The organism is Sphingomonas sp. Leaf208 (genome assembly GCF_001421415.1).
Lineage (GTDB): Bacteria > Pseudomonadota > Alphaproteobacteria > Sphingomonadales > Sphingomonadaceae > Sphingomonas.
The window spans coordinates 272,125-298,688 of the sequence record NZ_LMKH01000012.1 but is presented as its reverse complement, the minus strand read 5'-3'; the positions used below and the strand labels follow the sequence as shown (position 1 = coordinate 298,688).

The window sequence follows — 26,564 nt, the reverse complement described above, 5'->3', positions numbered from 1 at the left end:
GATAGCGGACGGGCCGATCCGCGTGCCCGCCGCGGTCAAGGGATCGCTGTCGCGGCGGATGATCCTGATCGCGGCGGTGTGGATCGGCGTGCTGCTCAGCGGCGGCGGGTTCGCGCTCGACCGGGTGCTGTCGGCGGCGGTGACGCGCAATTTCGACGACCAGCTGGAATATGTGCTGCGGTCGCTGCTCAATTCGTCCGAGATCGGCCCTGACGGCGAGGTGATCTTCTCGCGCGAGGCTGCGGCAGACCAGCGGTTCGTCGAGCCGTATTCGGGGCTGTACTGGCAGGTGTCGGGCAAGGGTCGCGAGGATTTCCCGTCGCGTTCGCTGTGGGATCGGCGGCTCGCGTTCGGCGGGACGCATGACGACCGCAACGCGCATTTCTATGACAGCACGCAGTTTCCGGACGAGAAGCTGCGCGTCGTCGAGCGGGACGCGGTGATCCCCGGGTCGAAAGTGCATTGGCGGTTCCAGGTGGCGCAGAGCCGCGACGGGCTCGATGCGCAGATTACGACGTTGCGCCGGACGCTGGTGCGGAGCTTCGCATTGCTCGCGCTCGGCCTGATCGTGATGGCGGCGCTGCAGACGTTCTACGGCCTGTGGCCGCTGCGACGGGTGCGCGAGGAGATCGCCCGTATGCGCGCGGGGCAGTCGAACCGCGTGTCGAGCGCGATGCCGGTCGAGGTCGCGCCGATGGTCGAGGAACTGAACGCACTGATCGAGCATAACGAGCGACAGGCGGAGGAAGCGCGGCGGCATGCCGGCAACCTCGCGCATGCGCTGAAGACGCCGCTGACGGTGATCATGAACGCGGCGACCGCGCAGTCGGACGACCTCGCCGACACGGTGATCCGCGAGGCGCGGACGATGCGGCGGCAGGTCGACCATCATCTTGCGCGGGCGCGGGCCGTCGGGCGGCGTGGGTCTGCGCATAGTCGTGCGGATGTTTGGCCGAGCCTTGAGTCGGTCGAGCGCGCAGTCGGGCGGCTGTACCGGCACGTTCGGATCGACGTGACCGGGCCGCGTGGGTTGCAGGTCCATGTCGAGCGGCAGGATCTCGACGAGATGCTCGGCAACCTGATCGAGAACGCCGCGAAATATGGTGGTGGCAGTGTGTTCGTGACGGTCGGCGCGCAGTCGGGTTTCGTTGAGTTCCTGGTGGAAGACGACGGCGTCGGCATCCCGGAAGAGGAGCGGGTGCGTATCTTCGATCGCGGCGTGCGGCTGGATACGGGGAAACCGGGGACCGGGCTGGGGTTGGCGATCGTGCGCGACGTGGCGGAGATCTACGAGGGGACGGTCGCGCTTGAGGAGAGCGAGGATCTTGGTGGGTTGCTGGTGCGGCTGAGGTTGCCAGCAGCTAATTAAATCGGCCCGTCAAACGCCTAATTTCCGTTCGTGCTGAGCGAAGTCGAAGCACCGTCGTTTTGGGCATGTCCTTCGACTTCGTTCAGGACGAACGGGGGTTTAGAACTCCCCCCGTATGGTCACCCCCGCGAGCGCGCCTGCCGATACGTCCCCAGCACGCGCAGCCATTTCGAATGGAACCCCAGTTCCTCCAGCGCCTGGTCGAGGCTCGCGTCGCCCGGCTTGCCGACTACATCCGCATAGAATTCCGTCGCGGAGAAGCTGCCGTTGCGCTGGTAGCTTTCGAGCTTGGTGATGTTCACGCCGTTGGTCGCGAACCCGCCGACCGCCTTGTAGAGCGCGGCGGGGACGTTCCTGACCTCGAAGATCAGCGTGGTCATCCATTCGCCGCCGACCGGTTCCTGCGCCGCGGGAGGCTTGCCACCGCGCGCCAGCACGACGAACCGCGTCGTATTGTGGTCCGCATCGGCGATGTCCGTCGCGAGCAGGTCGAGACCATACAGCGCCGCCGCGGCAGGCGGCGCAAGTGCGGCGATCGTCGGGTCGCCCAACTCCGCGACAACTGCCGCTGCGCCAGCCGTATCGGGATAGCTTACCGGCTCGATCCCGTGCGCCTTCAGCCAATGCCGGCATTGGCCGAGTGCCTGCGGATGGCTCATCGCCTTGCGGATGCCGTCGCGCGGGCCGCATGCCATCAGCGCATGGCGGATCGGCAGGAAATGCTCGCCGGTGATGACGAGGCCCGATTCGGGGAGCAGGAAGTGGATGTCGGCGACGCGGCCGTGGAGTGAATTCTCGATCGGGATGATCGCGCAATCGGCGCGGCCGTCCTTCACCGCGTCGATTGCATCGGAGAAATCGAAACAGGGCAGGGGCAGGCCGTCAGGGAACGCCTCGACCGCGGCGACATGGCTGTTCGCCCCCGGCGCACCCTGGAACGCGACGGCGCGCGCGGGCTCTGCGGCGGCGGCGTCGGTCATCCGCGCGACGATCGGGCGGGCGGGTGCGGCGAAGTTTTCCATGCGTCGAGCGCCTAAAGCGCGCTGCCTGCCTGTTCAAGCCGCGTGAAGCGCCGCCGCCCGCCATACACCCGCCCTTCAAGCGCGGCTTGCGGTGCGCGCTCGCGTTTTCTATGGCTATCCCAAACAGAACAGGGCGGATGCACAAGATGGACAATCGGACCAATACGATCGCCGGCTGGGTGCTCGCAGGCTGTGGTGCGGCGCTCGGGCTGTCGATCGTCGGCGGGATGATGTTCCACGGCGAGCGCCCCGAGAAGATGGGCTATGCGATCGAGGGCGTCGTCGCCGAGGGCGGCGAGGGTGCCGCCGCCGAAGTGCCGATCGCCTCGTTGCTGCCGACCGCCGACGCCGCCAAGGGCGCCGAAGTGTTCAAGAAGTGCGCCGCCTGCCACACCATCAACCAGGGTGGCGCGAACGGGGTCGGCCCGAACTTGTACGGCACGGTCGGCGAGGAGATCGCCAAGGGCAAGGCCGGGTACGCCTTCTCGTCGGCGCTGGCCGGGATCGGCGGCAAGTGGGACTTTGACAAGCTCAATGCCTGGCTGACCTCGCCGCGCAAGTTCGCGCCGGGGACGAAGATGACGTTCGCCGGGCTTGGCAATGCGCAGGATCGGGCGAACGTGATCCTGTATCTCAACCAGCAGGGCTCGAACCTGCCGCTGCCGGCGGCCCCTGCGGCTGGCGCTGCGCCGGCGGCTGGCAAGGATGCTGCGGCGAAGGATCAGCCTGCGACGGCGAATGCGGCGGAAGCTGCGGCGACGAAGGGCGCGCCGACTGCGGACATCGCCAATACCGGGACGCCCGCGTCGGGTGCGCCGTCGGTGGATCCTGAGGCTGCTCGCAAGGGCGCCCGCTCGGAGAAGTAATCTTGCTACTCCCTCTCGCCTCCGGGGAGAGGGCTGGGGTGAGGGGCTGTTCCAGGTGGAGCATTGCTTGGCTGCCCCTCACCCCGACCCTCTCCCCGGAAGGGGGAGAGGGAGCAGAAGGGGCGCTCCCCGCCAAGGAACTCAGCCCTCGGCGGCTTCCTTCTCCGCCCGCTCACGGTAGAACGACTGCACCGCGTCCCACGCCTCGTCGGCGGTCTCGACGTAGCGGAAGATCCCCAGGTCCTTCTCGCTGACGACGCCTTCCTCGACCAGCGCGTCGAAATTCACGACCCGCTCCCAGAACTGACGCCCGAACAGCAACACCGGAATCGGCTGGATCTTGCCCGTCTGGATCAGCGTCAGCAGCTCGAACAGTTCGTCGAACGTCCCGAACCCTCCCGGAAACGCAGCGAGCGCGCGGGCGTGGAGCAGGAAGTGCATTTTCCTGAGCGCGAAATAGTGGAACTGCACCGACAGCGACGGCGTCACGTACGGATTCGGCGCCTGCTCGTGCGGCAGGACGATGTTCAGCCCGATCGACTCGGCTCCGACGTCGTCCGCGCCGCGGTTCGCCGCCTCCATGATCGACGGGCCACCGCCCGAGCACACCACGAACTGCCGCCAGCCACGCTCGTCGCGCGGCAGGACGCTGACCTTTGCGGCGAGTTCACGCGCGACGTCGTAATATTTCGACTTCTCGACCAGTCGCTCGGCGATCTTCTTCGACTTTTCGTCGGTCGCGAGCTTCAGCAGCGCCTGCGCCTTGGACGGCTCGGGAATGCGTGCGGAGCCGTAGAACACGAAGGTCGAACCGATCTTCGCCTCGTCGAGGACGAGTTCGGTCTTCAGCAGTTCGAGCTGGAACCGCACCGGCCGCAGGTCTTCGCGCAACAGGAAATCCATGTCCTGGAAGGCGAGCCGGTAATGCGGATGCTGCGTCTGGGGGGTGGAAACGGAGTCGCGAGCGGACTCGGCATCCTGGCTGGCGTTCGGAAAAACGCGCGATGGTACTCGTGTATCGGTCATTCAGGCGCGATTAGAGGAAACGCGAGGGGAGGGCTAGAGCGGTGCGCTAGCGGCAGAAATTGGCGTGATCGTCTTCGAGATGGAGGTGGTTGCGATGCGCGGCGTTGTAGTCGGGGCTGAGCACCGTCCCGAAACGCTTGCACGCCGAGGCGCGGATCGTCTGAAGGAATTGACGGACCTGCGGGTCGGACGAGTTCCAGTCGTTGAGCACCGTGATTCGCCGCCCGTCCTTCAGTACGAACCCGCCGACGTCGATCGCGTTGGCGATCGCATGGCCCGAGCGGCGGGTGGGACCGCGCGTGGAGCCGACCACGTTGCGACACGCATAGCTCCCCATGCTGTCGACCCGCGCGAGTTCGCTGCCGAGCATCTGGTATGCGGCCGGCGCGACCGCGTTGCGCGTCCAGCCGATGAACGCCCGCGCCGCGCCGCAGCGGACTGCGGTGAGGTTGGCGACGGGTACGCCGATGTCGACGAGCTTCACGGTGCCGTTGAGCCCGCATCCGGGGCCTGTCTCGCGGTCGGGCAGGACCTGGAACGACACGTGCAACTCGCGCAGGTCGGCGAGGCACTGCGCGGTTTCGCGGTTGCTCGGGACGGAGAGGTTGGGGCGGGTCTTGGTCGGCGCCGTGGGGCGATCGGCACGTCCGCAGCCGGCTAAAGTCAGTGCGAGAGTCGCTACTACCATCCATTCCGTCATGCCGGGCCTGTTCCGGCATCCACTCATCGTCTTGTCCCCCATGCCTAAGGCCGTGCGGCACGGTGGGCCTCGGAACAAGCCCGGGGTGACGGAGCGAGTTTGGCGCACGGTGGGGCGAGTCCCGCCGCCGCGCGCTTGCAATCGAACGCGGTTGACACCCCCGTGAACACCGTTAGGGCCGGCGACGGGCCACGCGGTCCCAACGCCGCGCGTGCTCTCTGTGAGGAGAGATACATGACTGACACGACCTACGCATCCGCTACAAATGCGCCTGCGCTGCCCGCTACGAAGCCGGCACGTCCCTTTTTCAGCTCCGGTCCCTGTGCGAAACCTCCGGGTTGGTCCGCGGACAAGCTCGCCACCGATTCGCTCGGTCGGTCGCATCGCTCGAAGATCGGCAAGACCCGTCTTCAGTACAGCATCGACCTGATGCGCGAGCTGCTGAAGCTCCCCGATACGCACCGCATCGGCATCGTCCCCGGTTCCGACACCGGCGCGTACGAGATGGCGATGTGGACGATGCTGGGCGCCAAGCCCGTCACCGCGCTGGCGTGGGAGAGCTTCGGCGAGGGCTGGGTCACGGATGCCGTGAAGCAGCTCAAGATCGATCCGACCGTCGTTCGCGCCGATTACGGCCAGCTGCCCGACCTGGACGCGGTCGATTGGTCGAACGACGTGCTGTTCACCTGGAACGGTACCACCAGCGGTGTGCGCGTGCCAAACGCGGACTGGATCCCGGACGACCGCGAGGGTCTCTCGTTCGCCGATGCGACGTCGGGCGTCTTCGCGTACGATATCGACTGGACCAAGATCGATGTGGCGACCTTCTCGTGGCAGAAGGTGCTGGGCGGGGAGGGCGCGCACGGCGTGCTGATCCTTGGGCCGCGTGCGGTCGAGCGGCTCGAGAGCTATACGCCCGCGTGGCCGCTGCCGAAGGTGTTTCGCCTCGTGTCGAAGGGCAAGCTTACCGAGGGCGTGTTCAAGGGCGAGACGATCAACACGCCGTCGATGCTGGCGGTCGAGGACGCGATCTTCAGCCTCGAATGGGCGAAGTCGCTTGGTGAAGATGGCTTGATCAAGCGGTCGGATGCGAATGCGGCGGCGTTGGACAAGATCGTCGCGGAGCGTGACTGGCTTGGTCATCTGGCGGTCGATCCGGCGACGCGGTCGAAGACCAGCGTGTGCTTGACGGTCGAGGGTGCGGACGAGGCGTTGATCAAGGCGATGGCCTCGGCGCTGGAGAAGGCGGGGGCAGCGTACGACGTCGCCGGCTACCGCGACGCGCCTCCGGGCCTGCGCATCTGGTGCGGCGCGACCGTCGACATTGCCGATATCGAAGAGCTCGGCCCCTGGCTCGACTGGGCCTACGCGACCGCCAAGGCGGCTTAATATTCTCGCTCCCTCTCCCCTCCGGGGAGAGGGCTGGGGTGAGGGGCTGCCACGCACGCCACCTCCCCGTACCACCCCTCACCCCGACCCTCTCCCCGGAGGGGAGAGGGAGAAGAAGGAAATCCCATGCCAAAAGTCCTCATTTCCGACAAAATGGATCCCCGTGCGGCGCAGATCTTCCGCGAGCGCGGCGTCGAGGTCGACGAGATCACCGGCAAGACGCCCGCCGAGCTGATGGCGATGATCGGCCAGTATGACGGCCTCGCGATCCGCAGCTCGACCAAGGTTACCAAGGAAATCCTCGAGCACGCGACCAACCTGAAGGTCGTCGGCCGCGCCGGGATCGGCGTCGATAACGTCGACATCCCCGCCGCGTCGGCGAAGGGCGTGGTCGTGATGAACACCCCGTTCGGCAACTCGATCACTACCGCCGAGCACGCGATCGCGCTGATGTTCGCGCTCGCCCGGCAACTGCCCGAAGCGGACGCCTCGACCCAGGCCGGCAAGTGGGAGAAGAACCGCTTCATGGGCGTCGAGCTGACGTCGAAGACGCTCGGCCTGATCGGTGCGGGCAATATCGGCTCGATCGTCGCCGACCGTGCGCGCGGCCTGAAAATGAAGGTCGTCGCGTTCGATCCGTTCCTGACGCCCGAGCGTGCGATCGAGATCGGCGTCGAGAAGGTCACGCTCGACGAACTGCTCGCGCGCGCCGACTTCATCACGCTGCATACGCCGCTGACCGACCAGACGCGCAACATCCTCTCGGCCGAGGCGCTCGCCAAGACCAAGAAGGGGGTGCGGATCATCAACTGCGCGCGCGGCGGCCTGATTGATGAGGTCGCGTTGAAGGCGGCACTTGATTCGGGGCAGGTCGGCGGCGCCGCGCTCGACGTGTTCGTCGAGGAGCCCGCCAAGGCATCGCCGCTGTTCAACACGCCGAACTTCGTCAGCACGCCGCATCTCGGCGCATCGACGACCGAGGCGCAGGTCAACGTCGCGATCCAGGTTGCCGAGCAGATGGCCGATTTCATGATGTCGGGCGGCGTTACGAATGCCCTCAACATGCCGTCGCTGTCGGCCGAGGAGGCGCCGAAGCTGAAGCCGTACATGGCGCTGGCGGAGAAGCTCGGGTCGCTGGTCGGTCAGCTGACCACCGGCGCGGTGTCGCGGATTTCGGTGCATACCGAGGGGGCCGCGGCTGAACTCAATGCCAAGCCGATCGTGAGTGCGGTGCTGGCGGGGTATCTCCAGACGCAGACCGCGACGGTCAACATGGTCAACGCGCCGGTGCTGGCGCGCGAGCGTGGCCTTGAGGTCCGCGAAGTGCGCACCGAGCGTGAGGCGGATTACCATACGCTGCTGCGCGTCTCGGTGAAGACCGAGGATGGCGAGCGTTCGGTGGCGGGTACGTTGTTTGGCGATTCGGCGCCGCGGTTGGTTGAGCTGCTGGGGATCAAGATCGAGGCCGATCTGGCGGGGCCGATGCTGTACGTCGTCAACGAGGATGCGCCGGGATTCATCGGTCGTCTCGGGACTGCGCTGGGCGAGGCTGGGGTGAATATCGGGACGTTCCATCTTGGTCGTCGTTCGGCTGGTGGCGAAGCGGTGTTGCTGCTCTCGGTCGACGAAGCGGTGACGCCGGACCTGCTCACCAAGGTCCGTGCGCTTCCCGGCGTAAAGACCGCGATGGGCCTCAACTTCTAACAAGACGCCCTCTCCCATTGGGGAGAGAGTAGGGGAGAGGGGCAGTACCGAGAGATGGCGTTTGGGGCGGCCCCTCTCCCCGGCCCTCTCCCCAAAGGGGAGAGGGAGCAGTGACCAAGACCGATGACAGCATGCTGGGCCGGGCGAAGGCGATGCGGTCCGGGCAGACCGGGCCGGAAATGCGGTTCTGGTACGAAGTTCGCGCCAAGCGCTTCCAAGGGGTGAAGTTCACCCGCCAGGTCGTGATCGGCGCGTTCATCGCGGATTTCGTCGCGCGTTCGCACATGCTGGTCGTCGAGCTTGACGGCGATACGCACACCGACCAAGCACGCGACGCCCGCAGGACGGCGTGGCTGGAAGAGCAGGGATATCGGGTGATCCGTTTCGCCAATACCGATGTGATGACCAATCTCGAAGGCGTTTTGCAGGTGTTGGGCGATGCACTTGTGACACGCATGGATCTGATACGATGACCGCACTCCTCCCCGAAGGCTTCCGAGATCGCCTCCCCCCGTTCGCCGATTCGGCAGTGGCACTGGAAGCCCGCGTACTCGAAGCGGCGCGTCTCCACGGCTATGAGCGCGTTGATCCGCCGCTGGCCGAATTCGCCGACGGGCTGGAGATGCGACTAAAGGCTGGCGGGCTGCACGACGCGGTACGCTTCGTCGATCCGGTGTCGCAACGCACACTCGCAATCCGGCCGGACATTACCGCGCAGGTCGCGCGGATTGCCGCGACGCGGATGGGGCATCACCCTCGGCCGGTTCGGCTGAGCTACGCCGGCTCCGTGCTGAAACTGCGTGCGTCGCAGCTCGCGCCCGCGCGTGAGACTCGGCAGATCGGCTGCGAACTCATCGGACTCGACTCGGTTGCCGCCGCGCAGGAACTTGTCGCGGTCGCAGTCGATATGATCGCCGCCGCGGACGTTACCGGTGCGTCGATCGACTTCACGCTGCCTGATCTGGTGCCGACGCTCGCCGCCGGATCTCTTCCCGTCGCGGATGATCTGGTCGCCACCCTGCGCGATCGGCTCGACGCGAAGGACGCCGGCGCCGTCGCCGCGCTCGCCCCCGCCTATCTTCCGTTGATCGAGGCCGCCGGGCCGTTCGACCAGGCGATGGAGCGCCTCCGAGCGTTCGATACGACCGGTGCGCTGGCTTCCCGCCTCGACGGTCTTGCGCGAATTGTTGAAGCACTCGACGGCCGCGTCGCGCTGACGCTCGACCCGACCGAGCGGCACGGCTTCGAATACCAGAGCTGGCTCGGCTTCTCGCTCTTCGCCGACGGCTCGCCACGCGAAGTCGGCCGCGGTGGCACCTACACCGTCGTCCACGAAACCGGCGCCGAGGAGGCCGCGACGGGTTTCTCGCTGTTCGCCGATACGTTGGTCGAGCGCGTCACCACCGTCGATCGCCGCCGCCTCTTCCTCCCGTTCGGTACCCCCGCCAGCGAAGGCGCCGCGATGCGCGCGCAAGGTTGGGTCACGGTCGCCGCACTGGACGCCGGCGACACCCCCGAAGCACAAGTCTGCACGCATCTATGGGTAGCAGGCGAGCCCCGCGCGCTGTAGGCGCTGCGCGTAATCCTCAGGAGATAGAGTTTGGCCAACGTAGCAGTCATCGGCGCGCAATGGGGCGACGAAGGCAAGGGCAAGATCGTCGACTGGCTCGCCGAGCGCGCCGACATGGTCGTCCGGTTCCAGGGCGGCCACAATGCCGGCCACACGCTGGTCGTCGGCGAAAACGTCTATAAGCTGTCGCTGCTGCCGTCGGGCATCGTGCGCGGCACGCCGTCGTTCATCGGCAATGGCGTGGTGCTCGATCCCTGGGCGCTGAAGGACGAGATTGCTCGGCTCGGCGCACAGGGCGTCGTCGCGACCCCGGAGACGCTGCTGATCGCCGACACCTGCGCGTTGATCCTGCCGTTCCACCGCGATCTCGATGGCTTGCGCGAGGACGCTAGCGGCGCCGGCAAGATCGGCACCACGCGTCGGGGCATCGGGCCTGCGTATGAGGACAAGGTCGGTCGCCGTGCGATCCGCGTCTGCGATCTCGCGCATCTCGACGATCTTGGGCCGCAGCTCGATCGCCTCACCGCGCACCACGACGCCCTCCGCGCCGGCTTCGGCGAGCCGCCGATCGATCGCGCGCGCTTGATCGAGGAACTGCGCGAGATCGCCGGCTTCGTGCTGCCGTTCGCCAAGCCTGTATGGCGCGATCTCAATGCCGCGCGCTCGGCCGGCAAGCGGATCCTGTTCGAAGGCGCGCAGGGCGTGCTGCTCGACGTCGACCACGGGACGTATCCGTTCGTCACCTCCTCGAATACGATCGCGGGCGCAGCAGCTGGCGGGTCCGGCCTCGGGCCATCGGCGGTCGGCTTCGTCCTCGGTATCGCCAAGGCATACACGACCCGCGTCGGCTCCGGGCCGTTCCCGACCGAGCTCGAGAACGAGACCGGCGAGCGGCTCGGCGTCCGCGGACATGAGTTCGGCACCGTCACGGGGCGTAAGCGTCGCTGCGGCTGGTTCGACGCGGTGCTGGTGCGCCAGGCGGCGGCGGTAGGCGGCATCACCGGGATCGCGCTGACCAAAATCGATGTGCTCGACGGGTTCGAGACCGTGTCGATCTGCACCGGCTACAAGTTGCGCGGCGAGACGCTCGACTATTTCCCGGCGCATGCGGCGGACCAGGCGTTGGTCGAGCCGATCTACGAGACGATGGAAGGTTGGCAGGAGACGACTGCCGGTGCGCGGAGCTGGGCCGACCTGCCGGCGCAGGCGATCAAGTATATCCGCCGGATTGAGGAGTTGATCCGCTGCCCGGTGACGTTGGTGTCGACCAGCCCGCAACGTGCCGACACGATCCTCGTCCGCGATCCGTTCTCGGACTGAGCGAGCACGAAAAAGCCGGGCGATCGCTCGCCCGGCTTTTTATTTAATGTAGCGAGGTCGGATCAGCGCGGGGTGGTCGTGCCGGTTGTCCCGCCCGTTGTCGAACCCATCGTGCCGGTGGTCGTGCCACCCATCGTGCCCGTGGTTCCAGTCGAGCCGCCCATCGTTCCACCCATCGTGCCGGTGGTGCCCATCGTACCAGTCGTGCCGCCCATCGTGTCGGCGCCCATCGTGCTACCGGTCGTGCCGGACATCGTGCTGCCCGTCGTGCCAGTGCCGCTCATGGTGCCCGACGTCGTGCCACGCGTACGGCTGCGAGCCTTGGTGCCACGCCGCGTGCGCGTTGTGGTCGAACGGGTGCTGGTCGAGGGGTTGGCCTGATCCATCGTACCGGTCGACATGCCGCCGGTCGTGCTGCCTGCGGTCGAACCGCCCATGGTGCTGCCGCTCATCGTGCCACCCGTGGTGCCGCCCATCGAGCCGCCGGTGCCCGTCTGTGCCAGTGCCACGCCCGGAATGATCAGCGCTGCCGCTGCGATCGAAGTCAGAATACGCATTTCGCTCTCCTATGTTATTGAAGGGCAAGCGCTTAAGTCCGGCTTATGTTCCAGCGTCAGCCGCACTGGCCTCGATGCAGCAGTGCCTGGTCGGCCAGCACGAGAGCGACCATCGCCTCGACCACGGGGACTCCGCGGATGCCGACGCAGGGGTCGTGCCGTCCCTTGGTGGCGATCGTCGCGGCTTCGCCGGTCGGGCTGATCGTCTCGACCGGGGTGAGGATCGAGCTGGTCGGCTTGAACGCGACGCGCAAGGTGATCGGCTGGCCGGTCGCGATCCCGCCGGCGATCCCGCCGGCATGGTTGGCAAGGAACTCCGGGCCATCGACACCGGGACGCATTGGATCGGCATTCGCCTCGCCGGACAACGCGGCGGCAGCGAATCCGTCGCCGATCTCGATGCCCTTGACCGCATTGATGCTCATGCAGGCGGAGGCCAGTTCGGAATCGAGCTTGGCATAGAGCGGCGCGCCCCACCCTGCGGAGACGCCGGTCGCCTCGCAAGCGATCACCGCGCCGAGCGACGAGCCCGATTTACGCGCGGCGTCGACGAGCGCTTCCCAGCGGAGTGCTGCCTCGACGTCGGGGCAGAAGAACGGATTCTGGTCGATTTGCGCGTCGTCGAAATTCGCACGGTCGATCGCATCGCCACCGATCGCCTCGACCCACGCGCGGACGCGGACCTGCGGGATGACGAGCCGCGCGACCGCACCGGCCGCGACGCGGGCGGCGGTCTCGCGCGCGGAGGAGCGGCCACCACCACGGAAATCGCGGAACCCGTATTTCGCGTCATACGCATAGTCGGCGTGGCCGGGGCGATAGGCCTTGGCGACGTCGGAATAGTCCTTGGAGCGCTGGTCGACATTCTCGATCATCAGGCTGATCGGGGTGCCAGTGGTGCGGCCTTCGAACACGCCCGAGAGAATGCGGACCGTATCCGGCTCGCGCCGCTGCGTGGTAAAGCGAGAAGTGCCGGGACGACGCTTATCGAGCCACGGCTGGATGTCCGCTTCGGTCAGCGGGATGCCGGGAGGGCACCCGTCGACGATCGCACCCAGCGCAGGGCCGTGAGACTCGCCCCAGGTGGTGAAGCGGAACAGCCGTCCAAACGTATTGAAGCTCATTCTGCTGCGACCGCGTCCCAGGCGGCACCGAACCGCTCTGCCATATAGCGCGCCGTGCCGAAACGGCCGGCCATAAGTCCGGCTACGGTAAAGTCCGCGTCGAGCGAATCCCAATGCAAACCAAATCCGACACCCAAAATTTCGACTTCCGCGATCTGGTCCGGGGTCGCGCGATCGAAGCCCTGCAACAGCTGTGGCGGAAACGCGAACGTCGATCCGTTGACCAGATCGACCACGATACGATCCTGGTCGCGATCGTAGCGCGCGCTCTTCGCCCTTGGCTTGGTCGCCATTGCGATGCGACCGCGCTCGTTCGCCGCCAGGATATCTTCGTCAGTCAGCTCGGTCATGGATTTCGACCCATTTCATCAGCAGCATTCTCTGGTTCCGAGCGACGGCAGTCAACGCGCGTCGCTGCATCGCTCCGCTCAGTCCTTCCGCATATATCATGCGCGGAGACCGCCCGTCGCCTCCGATCTCGATCTTCGCTTCGCCGTCTCCGAATACGTGGACATGCGCTGGTGCGTGATCGTCGAGAAAGATCATGAACCGCAGGCCATGTAGCCGGAAGACCGTCGGCATCAAGCCAAGGCGATATCGGGCGCGTCTTCGGCCTTCATGCCGATCACGTTGTAGCCGGCGTCAACGTGGTGCGTCTCGCCGGTCACACCCGAAGCCAGGTCGCTCAGTAAATACAGCCCCGCGCCGCCGACGTCGTCGATCGTCACGTTGCGCTTCAGCGGCGAGTTCAGCTCGTTCCACTTCAAGATCAGCCGGAAATCGCCGATCCCGCTGGCGGCCAGCGTCTTGATCGGCCCTGCCGAGATCGCATTCACGCGGATGTTGTCGCGACCGAGATCGACCGCGAGATACTGCACGCTCGTCTCCAGCGCCGCCTTCGCGACGCCCATCACGTTGTAATGCGGAATGACCTTCTCCGCGCCGTAATAGCTGAGCGTCAGCATCGCGCCGCCCTCGGTCATCATCTTGGCCGCGCGCTGCGCCACCGCGACGAACGAATAGACCGAGATGTTCATCGTCATCAAGAAATTGTCGAGGCTGGTGTCGACGAACCGCCCGCGCAGCTCGTTCTTGTCCGAAAAACCGATCGCGTGAACCACGAAGTCGATCGTCGGCCATTCCTCGGCCAGCTTGTCGAAGGTCGCGTCGAGCGCGCCCATGTCCGACACGTCGCAATCGAACAGCCGCGCCACGCCCAATTGCTCGGCGAGCGGGCGGACGCGCTTCTCCATCGTCTCGCCCTGGTAGCTGAACGCGAGCTCCGCGCCCGCCTCGGACAGCTTCTTGGCGATCCCCCAGGCCAGCGACTTGTCGTTCGCCAAGCCCATGATCAGCCCACGCTTGCCCGCCATCAAACCGTTCACGCCGTCCCCGCCTATACCTGCATATCCGTAGCAGGCTGCTCTAGCGTTGTTTCGGGTGGTTCCGCCAGTGCTGCGTTCAGATGCGCGCCGAATACCAGCCCGAGCCCGATGACATAGAAAAATAACAACATGATGACGACGCCCGCCAGGCTGCCATAGGTCAGGTCGTAGCCACCGAGCCGCGACAGGATCACCGGCAGCAACGCGGTCGCGCTGACCCACCAGGCGGTCGTGAACAGCGCGCCCGGCCATTTGCGGCACTTCGAATAGCGATAGCGCGACGGCGTCACCGAATAGAACAGCAGGTACAGCGCGCCGAACATCAGCAAGCCGGGAATCAGCCGCGACAGCCCGACCCAGCCGGCGGCGTCCTGCGCGAAGGGGACGAGGCGGTAGATGAACTGCTCGGCAGCGGTCAGGATACCCTGAACGAGGAACGACAGCAGCGCGATCACCACCGACAGGATGATCACTGCGGACGAACCCAGCCGCGATTTCCAGAACGGCGCGGTCGCCTTGATCCCGTAGGCGCGGTGGAAGATGTCGCGGATCGTCTCGACGAAGCTGCCGACCGTCCACAGCCCGACGAGCGCGCCTAGCCACAACAGCGACCCGGTCCGCGCAGCGAGCACGTCGGCGATCGGCTTACGCAACAGGTCGCCGACGTTGGGCGGCAGGACGTTGAGGAACGACTCGACCGCGCGCACCGTCTCGACGCTCTGCCCGAAGATCGACAGGATCGCGGCGGCGACGATGAAGAACGGGAACACCGTCATCAATGCGAGATAGGCGAGGTTCCCCGCGTGGATGAAGCCGTCGTTGAACACGCCAACGGCCGCCCGCTTGACGATTTCGAACGCGTAGCTGCCTGGCCTGACCTTCGCCATGCCACGAGTGAGACGGGCGCGCGTCGCACCATGATCGTGCGCGCGCGCTTCGGGCGTTAGAGTATTGTCATTCACAACGGGTTCAGACGCCCATGGCCCCCCGCGGGTTCCCGGCTTCGCGACCGTCCCAGCTTTCGATGAACGCGGTCAGCGCTGCATCGCTGACAGGAATGTCGATCATCAGCGTGACCAACTGGTCGCCCCGCGTGCCGCCCTTCTTGTGGAAACCCTTGCCCTTGAGGCGCAGCGTCTTGCCCGATGTCGTGCCCTTGGGGATCGTCAGCATCACCGGCTTGTCGACCGTCGGCGCCTTGACCGAACCGCCCAGGACAGCTTCGGCGAGCGTGATCGGCAGGTCGAGGCGGACATCGTCGCCGTCACGCGTGAAGAACTTGTGCGGCTGGACCTCGATCGTCAGGATCGCATCGCCCGCGCCGCCCGGACCCTGCTCGCCCTTGCCGGCCAGCTTCATCTGCGTGCCGGTCTCGACCCCGGCGGGGAGCTTGAGGTCGAGCGTCTTGCCATCTGCGAGCGTGACGCGTTGCGGCTCCAGCGTCGCGGCCTCGACGAACGGGACTTGCAGGCGATACGCGGCATTCTCGCCCTTGGGCTGCGGGCGCCGACCGAAGCCGCCGGAGAACCCGCCGCCGCCGCCGCCACGCTGCGCGCCGCCGAACAGCCCTTCGAAGATGTCGCTCATGTCGGCCCCACCGGCGCCGGTCTCATAGCCCTCGCTGCGGAAGCCGCTGCCGGGCTGCGGTCGCCCGCCGCCACCGCCGCCGAACCCGAACGGCGACGCGGGATTGCCGTCGCCGTCGATCTCGCCGCGATCGAACCGCGCGCGCTTGTCCTTGTCGTTCAGCAGGTCGTACGCGTTGGTGACCGTGCTGAACCGCTCCGACGCCTTCGGGTTGTCCTTGTTGCGATCGGGATGAAGCTCCTTCGCAAGCTTGCGGTACGCCTTCTTGATGTCGGCTTCGGTCGCGTCGCGCGCTACACCCAGAGTCTTGTACGGATCGGCCACTTACGTCCCCATTATACCTTGCGTGTCTATGTGGGGGGATCGCCCGCGCAACGCAATTGCGCGCGGGGTGTTTGGTTGCACAAGAGGAACGATCATGACTGATAAGCAACCGATGCAGGGCGTGCCGAAGAATGACGATGGCGCGAAGGAGAAGGACGGCGTCAACGACGCGCCGGCCAAGGACAAGGGCGGCGAAAGCGGCGGCGGCTCGTATCCGAACCCGCACGACGAAGAGAAGTAAGGCGCGTTCCGTCATTCCCGCTCAGGCGGGAACCCATATTGGCAGGCCTGCGAGATAAGCACGACCGTTTGCCTATATGGGTCCCCGCCTCCGCGGGGATGACGAAGGTGGTCCGTGCTACCCAGTGATCGGAGGCTCCGTTTCATCCAACGGCGCAACGTCGACACTGACGTCCATATTCTGCGCCCCGGACCCGAGCACGACCCCGTCGACCGGCGCGATCTCGGCGTAATCCCGCCCGACCGCCATCACGATGTGATCGCTCGCCATCCAGATCCCATTGGTCGGATCGACCCCGACCCAGCCGCGCACCGGCCCGCACCACAGCAGCACCCACGCATGCGTCGCATCCGCCCCGACCAGCCGCGGCTGACCCTCGGGCGGGATCGTCCGGATGTACCCCGACGCATACGCCGCCGGCAGCCCCGCCGCGCGTAGCCCCGTGATCATGATCTGTGCGAAATCCTGGCAAACGCCCTTGCGCTGGAGGAACGCCTCGTGCGGCGTCGTATCGACGAGCGTCGCGTCGGCATCGAATTCGAACTCCACCTGGATCCGCCGCGCGAGCGCGATCCCGGCCTCCAGCGCGCCGCGCGAAGGGTCGAGATCCACCGCGCAATAGTCGGCGATCGCCTGGTCGAGTGGGATCAGCGGCGAGGGGTAGATATAATTCGCCGGGCTAGCCGCGGAGAGATCGGTGCTGGCGCGTGCCATCGCCGCGATCTCGGCGAGCGTCGGATCGCTCGCGTCGGGGACGGGCACGAGTCGGTCGACCGTCATCCGCGACTGACTCTCGATCGTTAGGTGGCGAACTGGGCTGTCGACGACCAATCGCGTCACGTTGGCCAGCCCCGCCTCCGCCCGCGCCGCGCTGGTACGCCCGGCCGGATGCACCGACAGCGCATAGCTATCCAGATGCTGCCCCGGCCAGTCGATCGGTTTTAGGCGGAGGTTGCAGCGCGCGAACTTGACGCTCGCGCCGTAATCGAACGTCGTGACGTGGCGAATGTCGTAGATCATGAAAATCCTCCCCGKMMCGGGGAGGATTTGCACGGTCATGCCCCTCACGCCAAAGTCAGCCCGCTAGTCCGCAACGGCTCCGCACCCTGCAAAAAATACCGCCGCGCCAGCGCATCAGACACCGCGCCGAGACGCCGCTCGATATCCCCCAGCGTCTCCGCATCCAGCTCCACGGCCGTCGCCGTCATCACTATCGCCTGCAGCCCGGTCGCTTGCGCCTGTTGCGGCTCCGCCATCTCGTCGTCGCTCAGCACCGGCAGCTCCGCCAACCGTGCCGCGATCCGCTCCGCCGAAAACGCCAACGACCGAGGATTGCCCGGATCGAGCGCCACCAAATCCATCACCGGCACGCGCGCGATCCCCGTCGGATAGCGCTGCCGATAACTGATCTGGCTATCGGCCAAGTCGAGCAGCACCGACAGATCGTCCGGCGACGCGCCCGGCATCCCGAACAACCGGATCGCGCGCGCCATCGCCATCGCCCGCTCGATCCGTCGCCCGAGATCGTGAAAGCGCCACGCCGCCGTCCGTCCCATATGCTCCGCCGACAGCCCCGCGATCGCAGCGTAGCGCCGCTGCAGCGAGCCGGCACGCTCCAGCATTCCGCGATGCGTCGGGAAGGGGGCCTCGAGCAGCCGCACCATGTCCGCCGACAACCGATCGCGCGAGCCTTCGCCGATCTCGCGTGCGTGGCGGTTGAGCGTCAGGATCGACTGCCAGCGTTCGTCCTCCATCGCGGTGCGGGCGAGCGCGGTCAGGTCGGCGCGGCGCAGCGATGGCGGGTGCGGCGCGCTGCCCGCTCCGACGATCAGCCCTACCAGCTTGCCGACCGTGGTAGGGGACAACACGGCGCCGCCGTCGACGTCGATCGAATTGCCCAGCATCACCCGGATCGCGCCGAGCAGCGCCTCGCCGCGCTCCAGATAGCGCCCGAGCCAGTAGAAATTGTCCGCCACCCGGCTCGGCAAGGTCCCCGGATTGCGCCGCACCTGGAGCGAGTCCGCGGCAGTCAGCAACGACACCGGCGCGACCGGCTCGGCACCATAGATGCAGACGTCGGCGGACCAGATGCCTTCGCCCATGACGGCCGCTCGCACGTCGGGATGCTCGCCGATCCGCGCGAAACCGCCGGGGAGGACGGTCCATTCGCCATCGCCGTTACGCGCCGCAAAGACGCGCAGCGTGAAGGGGCGGGGGACGAGCGCATCGCCGACCACGACCGGCATCGTCGAGAGCTGGACCAGTTCCTGCCCGACATAATCCTGCGGCCGATTCGCCATGTCGGCGAGCAGACGCGTCCTGTCTTCGCCGGTGATGTCGGCGCCTGCGGTCGGTGCACCGGTCATGCCAAGCGGACGCGAGTGGAACGCCGGACCGATCAGCAAACGATCGAAATTCGCCTCGACCTGCGAGCGCGCGCTATCCTGCCCACACCACCACGTCGCGATGTTGGGGAGCAGCAGATCTTCCCCTAGCAGCGACTTCGCAAGCTGCGGGAGGAACGCCGAGAACGCCGGCGCCTCCAGCACGGCCGAGCCCGGCGCGTTCGACAGCACGACGTTGCCGGCCGCGTACGCGTCGATCAGCCCGGGTACGCCGATCTGCGAATGCGTGTCGAACGCCAGCGGATCGAGCAGCCGCGGGTCGAGCCGCCGCCACAGCGCATCGATCCGCTTGAGCCCACCGATCGTGCGGACATAGACCTTGTCCTCGAGCGCGGCGAGATCGGCACCCTCGACCAGCAGCAGCCCCAGATACCGCGCGAGGTGTGCTTGCTCGGGATAGCTCGGGTTGAAGCGGCCGGGGGTGAGCAGGCCGATCCGCGGGTCGGTCCGCTTGCACATTGCCGCGATCCCGGCGCGGAAGGCTGCAAAGAACGGCGCGTGCCGCTGGACGTTGAGCCGATCCTGCAGCCCGCCGAGCGTGCGGCTGACGGCGATGCGGTTCTCCAGCGCATAGCCAGCGCCGGCGGGGGCACGCAAATGATCGGCGAGCACGCGCCATTCACCGGTCGGCCCGCGCCCGAGATCGATCGCGATGAAATCGAGATGGCGGCCGCCGGGCGGGTCGAGCCCGACCATCGGCCGCAGGAAGAACGGGCTGCCGGTGACGAGCGCGGCGGGGATGTGGCCGTTGGCGACCAGCTTTCCTGCGCCATAGAGGTCGGCGATCACCGTCTCCATCAGCGTCGCGCGCTGGATCACGCCTCGCTCGATCCCCGCCCATTCGCCGGCCTCGATCAGCAGCGGGACGGGCGAGACGGGCCAGGGACGCTCGTCGGGCTCGTCGGCGATGCGGAAGCCGGTGCCGATGTCGACCGCATGCCGCTGGACGCGTTCGCGAATGTGGCCGAGGTCGTCCGAGGCGACCATCGCCAGCTCGGCGAACATCGCCGCCCAGGCGGGGTCTGCGCTCCCGTCATCGGCTGGGCAGAGCACGTCGGCGCCGGTGGTGCGCGCGCAATAGTCGGCGATCCAGCGCTCGGCATGGATCATCGCGTCGAAAAGGGGCGCGGTGTGCGTCGCCGTGTCCAATGCCTCAAGCCCCCGAATACAGGCGGCGGTGTTTCACCTTTCAACGCGGCGGTGCAACATAAATTGTCGCGAAGGCCGCGCGTTACTCCTGTTCCCTTGCGAATGCGGGGGGCCAGGAATTCCAAGCGCTGCGTGCAGTTACCCTGGACCCCCGCGTTCGCGAGGGAACAGTAAGGGGATGAGTTGTCGCCTCCCAATGCCGCCACCCCGGCGAAGGCCGGGGCCCAGTTGGAAAGGTGGTCGTAACGGAGCGCTGCCCTCCGAAGGCAGCGTTCACCAACTGGGCCCCGGCCTTTGCCGGCGTGGTGCTAGTGGAGGGGGCAGCTCAAAAATCCGGCAACACCTGATCCGCGACACCCCAGCCTTCCAGCGCCCGCGACCCGGCCCTCTCGATCAACTCAGCCCCATCCCGCACTCCCCATCTCGCCGCAGTCTCGATATCCCGCAATTCGGTCCACGATACCGGCGCCGCCACCGGCGCCCCCGCCCGAGCCCGTGCCGAATACGGCATCACCGCGGTCGCGCCGCGCTGGTTGCGCAGCCAGTCGATGAAGATCCGCCCCTTGCGCTTGGCCTTGGCCATGGTCGCAACGAACCGCTCGGGATCAGCCCCCGCCATCGCCCTAGCGAACCGATCCGCAAAGTCCTTCACCGCCGGCCATTCCGCCTCCGGGGTCAGCGGCACCACCACGTGCACGCCCTTGCCTCCCGACAGCATCGGGAAGCTGACCAGCCCCAGTTCCGCCAACTGGTTCTTCAAATGCTCGGCAGCCTTCTTGGTGTCGCCGAAGTCGAGCCCCTCGTCCGGGTCGAGATCGAATATCAGCCGGTCCGGCTTCTCCAAGGTCGCGTTCGACGAGCCCCAGCCGTGGAACTCGATAGTCCCCATCTGCACGCACGCGACCAGCCCGTGGGCATCGTCGACGTACAGATAGTCCTCGGTCGAGCCGTCCTTCTCGCGGATCGGCACTTTGTGGACAGCGTCGCCGAAGCTCCCGGCATCGTGTTTCTGGAAGAAGCACGCGCGCGATCGACCTTGAGGACACCGCACGAGGCTGATCGGGCGGTTGCCCGCGACCGGCAGCATGATCCCCGAGACCGCGACGTAATAATCCGCGAGATCGCCCTTCGTGACGTCCGACTTGTCGAAGATCACGCGGTCGCGGCTGCTGACCTTTATGCTGGTCGCGGGCGCCGCGGCTTCCTCCACATCGGGCAGCGGGGCGGGCGTCTCGGCCACGACGTCCTTTGCCGCCTTGTCCTCGCGCAGGCCGATGAAGCTCGAATGGCGGAGCACCCCGTCGGGCGTGACTTCGGCAAACGCGACCTCCGCGACGAGTTTCGGCGTGACCCATTTCGCGCCGCGGACCGCCGCCTTGGGCGCCTCGACCGTCGGTGTCTTGCGATCGAGTGCGTCCAGTTTGTCGCGGATCTCGTCCATCAGCGCCTGGTCGAACCCAGTGCCGACCTTACCTGCATACCGATAGCCCTTGCCCTCGCGGACGCCGAGCAACAGCGACTTGAAGCCGCGTTTCTTGGTCGAGGGCAGCCAGCCGACGATCACGAATTCCTGGCGGTGCGTGCATTTGACCTTGAGCCACGCCTTGGTCCGCTTGCCCGCATAGGGCGCGTCGGCGCGTTTCGAGACGATGCCTTCGAGGCCCTCGCGGCACATCGTCTTGAACAGTTGCTCGCCCGCGCCGATCACGTGGTCGGAGTAGCGGAGGCGGTCTTCGTCCTCGGGGATCAGCGGCTGGAGGCGCGCCTTGCGGTCGAGGTTGGACAGGCCGGTCAGGTCTTCGCCGTCGAGTGCGAGCAGGTCGAACGCGAACAATGTCATGTCGCCGCTAGTGGAGATCGCGTCCTTCAGCGTCGAGAAATCGGGGTGGCCGTCCTTGAAGGCGACGATCTCGCCGTCGATCAGCGCGGATTTTACGGGGAGTTTGGCGGCGGCATCGGCGATCGCGGCGAACTTGTCGGTCCAGTCGAGGCCGGTGCGGGTGAACACCTTGGCCTTGCCGTTGGCGACGGAGATCAGCGCGCGGTAGCCGTCGTATTTTACCTCGTGGAGCCAGGCGGAGCCGGTCGGGACGGCGTCGACGAGGGTGCAGAGTTGCAGGTCCTGAAAATCCTCCCCGGCACGGGGAGGGGGACCGCCGCGACTTTTCGCGGGGGTGGAGGGGGGCTTGCCGCTGGCGACACCTTTACGGCTGGCGGTACTCTTGCGGGCCGCCCCCTCCACCAGCTTCGCTGGTCCCCCTCCCCGTGCCGGGGAGGATTTGCCCTCCTCGATTTCGATCATCGTGCGGCCGGTGGAGACACTGGTTAGCGCTTCTTCGACCAGCGTGTCGGTGCCGCCGGCCGCGGCGTCGTCGATCTTCCGCAGTAGCCAGTTCTCGCGCTTCTCTTTCGCGCGGGGCTTCAGGCGGATGAGCAGCCATTCGCCTTTCATCCGTTCGCCATCGAGGACGAAGTGGAGGTGTCCCTTGTCGAGATCCTTGGCGGACTTGCCCTTGATCGGCGACCAGGTGCCGCGGTCCCACAGCATCACCGTGCCGCCGCCATATTCGCCGGCGGGGATCGTGCCTTCGAACGTGGCGTAGCTGAGCGGGTGGTCCTCGGTGCGGACGGCGAGGCGTTTTTCGTTGGGGTCGAGGCTGGGGCCGCGGGTGACCGCCCAGCTTTTCAGGACGCCGTCGATTTCGAGGCGGAAATCCCAGTGGAGGCGGGTCGCGTCGTGCTTCTGGACCATGAAGCTGTTGCCGTTGCCGGGGGCCAGCGTGCCCGCGGGTTCGGCGGTCTTGGTGAAGTTCCGCTTGGCATTGTAGAGCGCGAGGGGATCTGGGGGCGTGGCCATCAAGAGCGTCCCGTCTTCGTCATCCCGGCGAAAGCCGGGACCTCGCGCGGCGAGGGGGTGGGCTGCAACCGGGAGATCCCAGCTTTCGCTGGGATGACGGGGGAGGGTTTGGTCGCTTGAAGAAGTTTGTTCTCCCGCGAAGGCGGGAGCCCAGTCTGGGTCCCCGCCTTCGCGGGGAAACAAGGAGAAGCGTTACGCACGTTTTTTGGCTGGCGCTTTGACCGCCGTCTTAGCCGGCGCGCGCTTGGCGGGGGCCTTCTTCGCCGGCGCCTTCTCTGCCGCGCCCCCACTCTTCTCCATCGACTTCTTCAACGCCGCCATCAGATCGACCACGTTCGACCCGGTCTTCCCGCCGGTATCCTTGTCCTCGATGATCTTCTTCCCGTTCGACTTGCGCTTGCGCTCGATCAAATCCTTCAGCGCGTCGACATAGCGATCGTGGAATTCCTGCGGGTGGAAGTCGGCGCTGCGCTTCTCGATCAGCGCCTCGGCGAGTTCGAGCAGTTCCTCCGACGGTTTGTCGTCGGGAATCTCGCGGAAATAGCCCTGCGCCTTGTGGACTTCGTCGGCGTAGCGCAGCGTCTCCAGTACCATCCCGCGCCCACACGGCTTCAGGCTGACGACATATTCGCGGCCGCGCATCGCCAGCTGGCCGAGCCCGACCTTCTTCGTCCGCTTCAACGCCTCGCGCAGAACGATGAACGCCTCCTCCGCGAGATCATCCGCGGGCACCACGAAATACGGCTTCTCGTAATAGAGCACGTCGATCTCGCTCGCATCGACGAACTGCGTCAGTTCCAGCGTCTTCTTCGATTCGAGCTTCACCGCGTCGATCTCGTCCTGCTCCAGCAGCACGTATTCGCCCTTCGAGACCTCATACCCCTTCATGATCTCGTCGGCGTCGACCGGGCCAACGCCGGTGACGACCTTGTCGTAGTGGATCGGCTGGCCCGACGGCTCGTGGATCTGCTTGAACGACACCGCGGCGCCGGATTTCGTCGCGGAATAGATCTCGACCGGGATCGAGACCAAAGCCAGCCGGATCTGCCCCTGCCAATATGCGCGCGCTGCCACCCTGCGTGTTCCTTCGTTGCGGAAACGATTCGATTACCTGGGTCAATCATCGGCACGGTAGAGTCGTTCCCAAGTTTCGTTCCGCGCCAAATCCCGCTAAGGCGCGCGGCATGTCAGACGATCCCTTCACGCTGTTCGATAGCTGGTACGCCGAAGCTAAGCAGTCCGAGCCGAACGACCCGAACGCGGTTGCGCTCGCGACCGCCGATGCCGCAGGCCGGCCTTCGGTGCGCATGGTGCTGTTGAAGGGTCACGGCCCCGATGGCTTCGTGATCTACACCAACCGCGAAAGCCGCAAGGCGGGCGAGCTCGCCGCCAATCCGCAGGGTGCGCTGCTGTTCCACTGGAAGTCGCTGCGCCGTCAGATCCGGATCGAGGGGCCGGTATCGTGGGCCAGCGACGAAGAGTCGGACGCCTATTTCGCCTCGCGTGGTCGTGATTCGCAGCTTGGCGCCTGGGCTTCGGAGCAGTCGCGACCGCTCGATAGCCGCGAGACTTTCGAGCAGCGCTTTGCCGAGATGACCGCGAAGTTCGATGGACAGGACGTGCCGAGGCCGCCGCATTGGGGCGGCTACCGCGTCACGCCGACGCGGATCGAGTTCTGGCAGGACCGTGCGCACCGGCTCCACGAACGGCGGCTGTTCGTTCGCGAGGACGGCAATTGGAGCGAGGGGCTGTTGTTCCCGTGACGCAGGACGAACGGCGCAAGGTCATACCCCTGGCAACCCGCGCGGCGCTCGCCAGCGTCGCGATGGCGTGTTTTCTGCTGCTGCTGAAGGGATTTGCGGCGTGGTCGACGGGCTCGGTGGCGATGCTTGGGTCGCTTGCCGATACCGCGCTCGACCTGCTCGCGTCGCTGGTCACGCTGTACGGCGTGCGGCTGGCGGCGACGCCGGCGGATCACGATCACCGCTTCGGCCACGGCAAGGCGGAGGCGCTGGCAGCGCTGTTCCAGGTCATGCTGATCACCGCGTCGGCGGTCGGCATCGCGTGGCGCGCTATCCTCGCATTCGGCGATCCGCAGCCGACCACCGGCGCCGAGTTCGGCATCGGCGTGTCGGTGATCGCGATCGCCGCGACGGTGTTCCTGCTCGCCTATCAGCGCAAGATCATCCGCCAGACGGGCTCGGTCGCGATCCTGGCAGACAACGTCCATTACCAGTCCGACGTGCTGCTCAACGGCTCCGTGATCGTCGCGCTGGTGCTCGATCAATATGTCGGGTGGAGCGGCGCGGATCCGATCTTTGGCATCGTCATCGCGCTGTGGCTCGCCTGGGGCGCGTTCCAGGCATCGTCGAATGCGATCGACCAGCTGATGGACAAGGAATGGCCCGAGGATTTTCGGGCGCAATTCCTCGACGTCGCCGCACGCCAGCCCGGCATCCGCGGCATCCACGATTTCCGCACGCGTCGATCTGGCAGCCACGATTTCGCGCAGTTCCACATGGAGGTCGCGCGCGACCTGACCGTGGAACACGCGCACGACATCGTCGAGGCCGTCGAGCGCAACCTGCGCACCGCGTTCCCCAAGGTCGAGGTGCTGATCCATCTTGATCCGGAGGGGCATGTCGATACCGACAATCCGCTGGTCGAGGCGGACGTGACGCCGCATTGGTTTGGTAAGCGGGTATAGTCCGATCGAGATTCGGCAAACGTGTTTGAGGATTTAGGCATGAGAATACCGTTCGCGCAGATCGATGCGTTTTCCGACACGCCGTTCGGCGGCAATCAGGCGGCGGTGATGCCGCTGTCGGCGTGGCTCGACGACGCCGTGCTGCTGAATATCGCGCAGGAGAACAACCTGAGCGAGACCGCGTTTATCGTCGCATCGGATGACGACGGCGTCGATTTCGATCTGCGCTGGTTTACGCCGGGTGCGGAGGTTGCGCTGTGCGGGCACGCGACGCTCGCGAGCGGGCATTTCGTGCTGTCGTCGGATACCGTGCTCGATCGGGTGCGGTTCCGGACGCGGCAGGCGGGTATGCTCGAGGTTGCTCGGGCGGATAGCGGATACACGCTGGAACTGCCCGCATGGGGACCGAGCCCGAAGGCGATCCCGGAGATCGTCGCGGCTCTGAACATCGAGGCGCCCGTCGAGACGCTGTGGCACGAGAAGGGCTATGCGCTCGTGATCGTCGAGGACGAGGCCGTGGTGCGCGAGTTGAAGCCGGACTTCGCGGCGTTGGCGAAGTTCCCGATCGTCGCGATCGTCGCGGCTCAGGGCGAGGCGACCGATATCGTCAGCCGCGTGTTCACGCCGTATTACGCGATCAATGAGGATCCGGTGACGGGCTCGGCGCATGCGGTGATGGTGCCGTATTGGGCGCCGACCTCGGGGAACAGCTTCACCGCGTACCAAGCGAGCGCGCGTGGCGGGAAGCTGACGTGTCGCCTTGAAGGCGGCCGGGTGGTGTTGGGCGGATCGTGCGTGACGACGATCGAAGGCACCTTCCTGCTGCCATGATTTAGGCGCGGCTGACAATGCCCCCGGGGGGATCATCGTGGTGATCTTCCTGTTGCTTCCCCCCTCCCTGGAAGGGAGGGGCCGGGGGTGGGTCGGCTTCCGCGTTCTCGGAACGCGCGTGACTCAAGCCGGCCTACCCACCCCCAACCCCTCCCTTTCAGGGAGGGGGGCGAAGAAGAGCTACCGCTTGCGCCCCTTGGTCATCGGATCGGGCTTTTTCGGTTTCACCCAACCCGGCGGCGGGGTCATGCGTTGCTGGCTGGTGCCGAGACCCATCGCGCCGGGCTGCTGGCGAGTAAGGCCGGATGTGTCGGTACTCTCGCCGCCGCCGCGCAACACGCTGATCTGATCGCGCAACTTGCCCGCGGTTTCGAAGTCCATCGCCGCGGCGGCGGCTTCCATCTGGCGGCGTAGATCTTCGATATCCATGC

26 protein-coding genes are annotated in these 26,564 nt (G+C 66.4%); 11 read left to right on the top strand and 15 right to left on the bottom strand.

What is annotated here, in order from left to right; translation table 11 throughout:
• Positions 1–58 precede the first annotated feature (58 nt).
• A complete protein-coding gene (locus ASE69_RS07495) occupies positions 59–1,369 on the top strand; it encodes a sensor histidine kinase (protein ID WP_056485281.1) in 1,311 nt (436 codons plus the stop codon).
• Between the two features lie 119 nt (positions 1,370–1,488).
• On the opposite strand, the gene ASE69_RS07490 is transcribed toward ASE69_RS07495, so the two are convergent.
• Positions 1,489–2,391 carry a prephenate dehydratase gene (locus ASE69_RS07490; protein ID WP_056484832.1) on the bottom strand — a complete coding sequence of 301 codons (903 nt, stop codon included), beginning with the start codon at positions 2,389–2,391 and terminating at the stop codon, positions 1,489–1,491.
• 146 nt (positions 2,392–2,537) lie between these two features.
• Here ASE69_RS07490 and ASE69_RS07485 point away from each other — a divergent pair, with 146 nt between their 5' ends.
• Positions 2,538–3,257, top strand: a complete 720-nt coding sequence (locus ASE69_RS07485) for a c-type cytochrome (protein WP_056485279.1) — start codon at positions 2,538–2,540, stop codon at positions 3,255–3,257.
• Positions 3,258–3,398: 141 nt separating this feature from the next.
• Here ASE69_RS07485 and ASE69_RS07480 read toward each other — a convergent pair whose 3' ends face one another.
• A complete protein-coding gene (locus tag ASE69_RS07480) occupies positions 3,399–4,283 on the bottom strand; it encodes a TIGR00730 family Rossman fold protein (RefSeq protein ID WP_056484830.1) in 885 nt (294 codons plus the stop codon).
• A gap of 46 nt (positions 4,284–4,329) precedes the next feature.
• Positions 4,330–4,983 carry an extensin family protein gene (locus ASE69_RS07475; RefSeq protein WP_056484829.1) on the bottom strand — a complete coding sequence of 218 codons (654 nt, stop codon included), beginning with the start codon at positions 4,981–4,983 and terminating at the stop codon, positions 4,330–4,332.
• 234 nt (positions 4,984–5,217) lie between these two features.
• On the opposite strand from ASE69_RS07475, the gene ASE69_RS07470 reads away from it, so the two are divergent.
• From ASE69_RS07470 to ASE69_RS07450, 5 genes are all read left to right on the top strand, one after another.
• The gene (locus ASE69_RS07470; protein WP_056484827.1) at positions 5,218–6,372 is read left to right on the top strand and encodes a phosphoserine transaminase; all 1,155 of its coding nucleotides are present in this window, start codon (positions 5,218–5,220) and stop codon (positions 6,370–6,372) included.
• 126 nt (positions 6,373–6,498) lie between these two features.
• Complete coding sequence (gene serA / locus ASE69_RS07465) at positions 6,499–8,076, top strand: phosphoglycerate dehydrogenase (protein ID WP_056484825.1); 1,578 nt, start codon at positions 6,499–6,501, stop codon at positions 8,074–8,076.
• Positions 8,077–8,228: 152 nt separating this feature from the next.
• Complete coding sequence (locus ASE69_RS07460; protein WP_056485277.1) at positions 8,229–8,549, top strand: endonuclease domain-containing protein; 321 nt, start codon at positions 8,229–8,231, stop codon at positions 8,547–8,549.
• Positions 8,546–9,646: an ATP phosphoribosyltransferase regulatory subunit gene (locus tag ASE69_RS07455; protein WP_056484823.1), complete on the top strand. Its 1,101-nt coding sequence runs from the start codon at positions 8,546–8,548 to the stop codon at positions 9,644–9,646. The genes ASE69_RS07460 and ASE69_RS07455 overlap by 4 nt, the downstream gene beginning before the upstream one ends.
• A gap of 30 nt (positions 9,647–9,676) precedes the next feature.
• The gene (locus ASE69_RS07450; protein WP_056484822.1) at positions 9,677–10,966 is read left to right on the top strand and encodes an adenylosuccinate synthase; all 1,290 of its coding nucleotides are present in this window, start codon (positions 9,677–9,679) and stop codon (positions 10,964–10,966) included.
• Between the two features lie 62 nt (positions 10,967–11,028).
• Here the strand turns inward: ASE69_RS07450 and ASE69_RS07445 are convergent, their stop codons facing one another.
• From ASE69_RS07445 to ASE69_RS07415, 7 genes are all read right to left on the bottom strand, one after another.
• Complete coding sequence (locus ASE69_RS07445; RefSeq protein WP_056484821.1) at positions 11,029–11,523, bottom strand: hypothetical protein; 495 nt, start codon at positions 11,521–11,523, stop codon at positions 11,029–11,031.
• 56 nt (positions 11,524–11,579) lie between these two features.
• Positions 11,580–12,647, bottom strand: coding sequence for a chorismate synthase (gene aroC, locus ASE69_RS07440; RefSeq protein WP_056484820.1), 1,068 nt, complete (start codon positions 12,645–12,647; stop codon positions 11,580–11,582).
• Positions 12,644–12,997, bottom strand: coding sequence for a DUF2442 domain-containing protein (locus ASE69_RS07435; RefSeq protein ID WP_056484818.1), 354 nt, complete (start codon positions 12,995–12,997; stop codon positions 12,644–12,646). Before ASE69_RS07435 ends, aroC begins: the two co-directional genes overlap by 4 nt.
• Positions 12,981–13,193: a DUF4160 domain-containing protein gene (locus tag ASE69_RS07430; protein ID WP_235518310.1), complete on the bottom strand. Its 213-nt coding sequence runs from the start codon at positions 13,191–13,193 to the stop codon at positions 12,981–12,983. Before ASE69_RS07430 ends, ASE69_RS07435 begins: the two co-directional genes overlap by 17 nt.
• A 35-nt stretch (positions 13,194–13,228) precedes the next feature.
• Entirely contained in the window at positions 13,229–14,032 is an 804-nt protein-coding gene (gene fabI, locus ASE69_RS07425; RefSeq protein ID WP_107964572.1) for an enoyl-ACP reductase FabI, read from the bottom strand.
• A gap of 11 nt (positions 14,033–14,043) precedes the next feature.
• Entirely contained in the window at positions 14,044–14,919 is an 876-nt protein-coding gene (locus ASE69_RS07420; protein WP_235518308.1) for a YihY/virulence factor BrkB family protein, read from the bottom strand.
• Positions 14,920–15,001: 82 nt separating this feature from the next.
• Entirely contained in the window at positions 15,002–15,943 is a 942-nt protein-coding gene (locus ASE69_RS07415) for a DnaJ C-terminal domain-containing protein (RefSeq protein WP_082452966.1), read from the bottom strand.
• A 94-nt stretch (positions 15,944–16,037) separates the two neighbouring features.
• Here ASE69_RS07415 and ASE69_RS21965 point away from each other — a divergent pair, with 94 nt between their 5' ends.
• Complete coding sequence (locus ASE69_RS21965) at positions 16,038–16,184, top strand: hypothetical protein (protein ID WP_156362223.1); 147 nt, start codon at positions 16,038–16,040, stop codon at positions 16,182–16,184.
• Between the two features lie 117 nt (positions 16,185–16,301).
• Here the strand turns inward: ASE69_RS21965 and ASE69_RS07410 are convergent, their stop codons facing one another.
• The 4 genes from ASE69_RS07410 to ASE69_RS07395 all read right to left on the bottom strand — a co-directional run bounded on the left by ASE69_RS07410 (position 16,302) and on the right by ASE69_RS07395 (position 23,669).
• Complete coding sequence (locus ASE69_RS07410; RefSeq protein WP_056484812.1) at positions 16,302–17,204, bottom strand: transglutaminase family protein; 903 nt, start codon at positions 17,202–17,204, stop codon at positions 16,302–16,304.
• 44 nt (positions 17,205–17,248) lie between these two features.
• A complete protein-coding gene (locus tag ASE69_RS07405; protein WP_056485273.1) occupies positions 17,249–19,699 on the bottom strand; it encodes a circularly permuted type 2 ATP-grasp protein in 2,451 nt (816 codons plus the stop codon).
• 364 nt (positions 19,700–20,063) lie between these two features.
• Entirely contained in the window at positions 20,064–22,595 is a 2,532-nt protein-coding gene (gene ligD / locus ASE69_RS07400) for a DNA ligase D (RefSeq protein WP_056484810.1), read from the bottom strand.
• A 192-nt stretch (positions 22,596–22,787) separates the two neighbouring features.
• The gene (locus ASE69_RS07395) at positions 22,788–23,669 is read right to left on the bottom strand and encodes a Ku protein (RefSeq protein ID WP_056484808.1); all 882 of its coding nucleotides are present in this window, start codon (positions 23,667–23,669) and stop codon (positions 22,788–22,790) included.
• Positions 23,670–23,779: 110 nt separating this feature from the next.
• Here ASE69_RS07395 and pdxH point away from each other — a divergent pair, with 110 nt between their 5' ends.
• The 3 genes from pdxH to ASE69_RS07380 are packed head-to-tail and all read left to right on the top strand — an operon-like array spanning position 23,780 to position 26,133.
• A complete protein-coding gene (gene pdxH / locus ASE69_RS07390) occupies positions 23,780–24,358 on the top strand; it encodes a pyridoxamine 5'-phosphate oxidase (protein ID WP_056484806.1) in 579 nt (192 codons plus the stop codon).
• Positions 24,355–25,302 (top strand): cation diffusion facilitator family transporter, encoded by a 948-nt coding sequence (locus tag ASE69_RS07385; RefSeq protein ID WP_056484804.1) that lies wholly within the window; start codon positions 24,355–24,357, stop codon positions 25,300–25,302. Before pdxH ends, ASE69_RS07385 begins: the two co-directional genes overlap by 4 nt.
• A 39-nt stretch (positions 25,303–25,341) precedes the next feature.
• Positions 25,342–26,133: a PhzF family phenazine biosynthesis protein gene (locus tag ASE69_RS07380; RefSeq protein WP_056484802.1), complete on the top strand. Its 792-nt coding sequence runs from the start codon at positions 25,342–25,344 to the stop codon at positions 26,131–26,133.
• Between the two features lie 180 nt (positions 26,134–26,313).
• Here ASE69_RS07380 and ASE69_RS07375 read toward each other — a convergent pair whose 3' ends face one another.
• Entirely contained in the window at positions 26,314–26,562 is a 249-nt protein-coding gene (locus ASE69_RS07375) for a UvrB/UvrC motif-containing protein (RefSeq protein ID WP_056484800.1), read from the bottom strand.
• Positions 26,563–26,564 lie beyond the last annotated feature (2 nt).

Excerpts from the sequence above, each read along its gene's own strand:
- ASE69_RS07495 (WP_056485281.1), top strand. The coding sequence starts at position 59 with ATGATCCTGATCGCGGCGGTGTGGATCGGCGTGCTGCTCAGCGGCGGC.
- ASE69_RS07490 (WP_056484832.1), bottom strand. The coding sequence starts at position 2,391 with ATGGAAAACTTCGCCGCACCCGCCCGCCCGATCGTCGCGCGGATGACC.
- ASE69_RS07485 (WP_056485279.1), top strand. The coding sequence starts at position 2,538 with ATGGACAATCGGACCAATACGATCGCCGGCTGGGTGCTCGCAGGCTGT.
- ASE69_RS07480 (WP_056484830.1), bottom strand. The coding sequence starts at position 4,283 with ATGACCGATACACGAGTACCATCGCGCGTTTTTCCGAACGCCAGCCAG.
- ASE69_RS07475 (WP_056484829.1), bottom strand. The coding sequence starts at position 4,983 with ATGACGGAATGGATGGTAGTAGCGACTCTCGCACTGACTTTAGCCGGC.
- ASE69_RS07470 (WP_056484827.1), top strand. The coding sequence starts at position 5,218 with ATGACTGACACGACCTACGCATCCGCTACAAATGCGCCTGCGCTGCCC.
- serA (WP_056484825.1), top strand. The coding sequence starts at position 6,499 with ATGCCAAAAGTCCTCATTTCCGACAAAATGGATCCCCGTGCGGCGCAG.
- ASE69_RS07460 (WP_056485277.1), top strand. The coding sequence starts at position 8,229 with ATGCGGTCCGGGCAGACCGGGCCGGAAATGCGGTTCTGGTACGAAGTT.
- ASE69_RS07455 (WP_056484823.1), top strand. The coding sequence starts at position 8,546 with ATGACCGCACTCCTCCCCGAAGGCTTCCGAGATCGCCTCCCCCCGTTC.
- ASE69_RS07445 (WP_056484821.1), bottom strand. The coding sequence starts at position 11,523 with ATGCGTATTCTGACTTCGATCGCAGCGGCAGCGCTGATCATTCCGGGC.
- aroC (WP_056484820.1), bottom strand. The coding sequence starts at position 12,647 with ATGAGCTTCAATACGTTTGGACGGCTGTTCCGCTTCACCACCTGGGGC.
- ASE69_RS07435 (WP_056484818.1), bottom strand. The coding sequence starts at position 12,997 with ATGACCGAGCTGACTGACGAAGATATCCTGGCGGCGAACGAGCGCGGT.
- ASE69_RS07430 (WP_235518310.1), bottom strand. The coding sequence starts at position 13,193 with ATGATCTTTCTCGACGATCACGCACCAGCGCATGTCCACGTATTCGGA.
- ASE69_RS07420 (WP_235518308.1), bottom strand. The coding sequence starts at position 14,919 with ATGGCGAAGGTCAGGCCAGGCAGCTACGCGTTCGAAATCGTCAAGCGG.
- ASE69_RS21965 (WP_156362223.1), top strand. The coding sequence starts at position 16,038 with ATGACTGATAAGCAACCGATGCAGGGCGTGCCGAAGAATGACGATGGC.
- ASE69_RS07410 (WP_056484812.1), bottom strand. The coding sequence starts at position 17,204 with ATGATCTACGACATTCGCCACGTCACGACGTTCGATTACGGCGCGAGC.
- ASE69_RS07405 (WP_056485273.1), bottom strand. The coding sequence starts at position 19,699 with ATGATCCATGCCGAGCGCTGGATCGCCGACTATTGCGCGCGCACCACC.
- ligD (WP_056484810.1), bottom strand. The coding sequence starts at position 22,595 with ATGGCCACGCCCCCAGATCCCCTCGCGCTCTACAATGCCAAGCGGAAC.
- pdxH (WP_056484806.1), top strand. The coding sequence starts at position 23,780 with ATGTCAGACGATCCCTTCACGCTGTTCGATAGCTGGTACGCCGAAGCT.
- ASE69_RS07380 (WP_056484802.1), top strand. The coding sequence starts at position 25,342 with ATGAGAATACCGTTCGCGCAGATCGATGCGTTTTCCGACACGCCGTTC.
- ASE69_RS07375 (WP_056484800.1), bottom strand. The coding sequence starts at position 26,562 with ATGGATATCGAAGATCTACGCCGCCAGATGGAAGCCGCCGCCGCGGCG.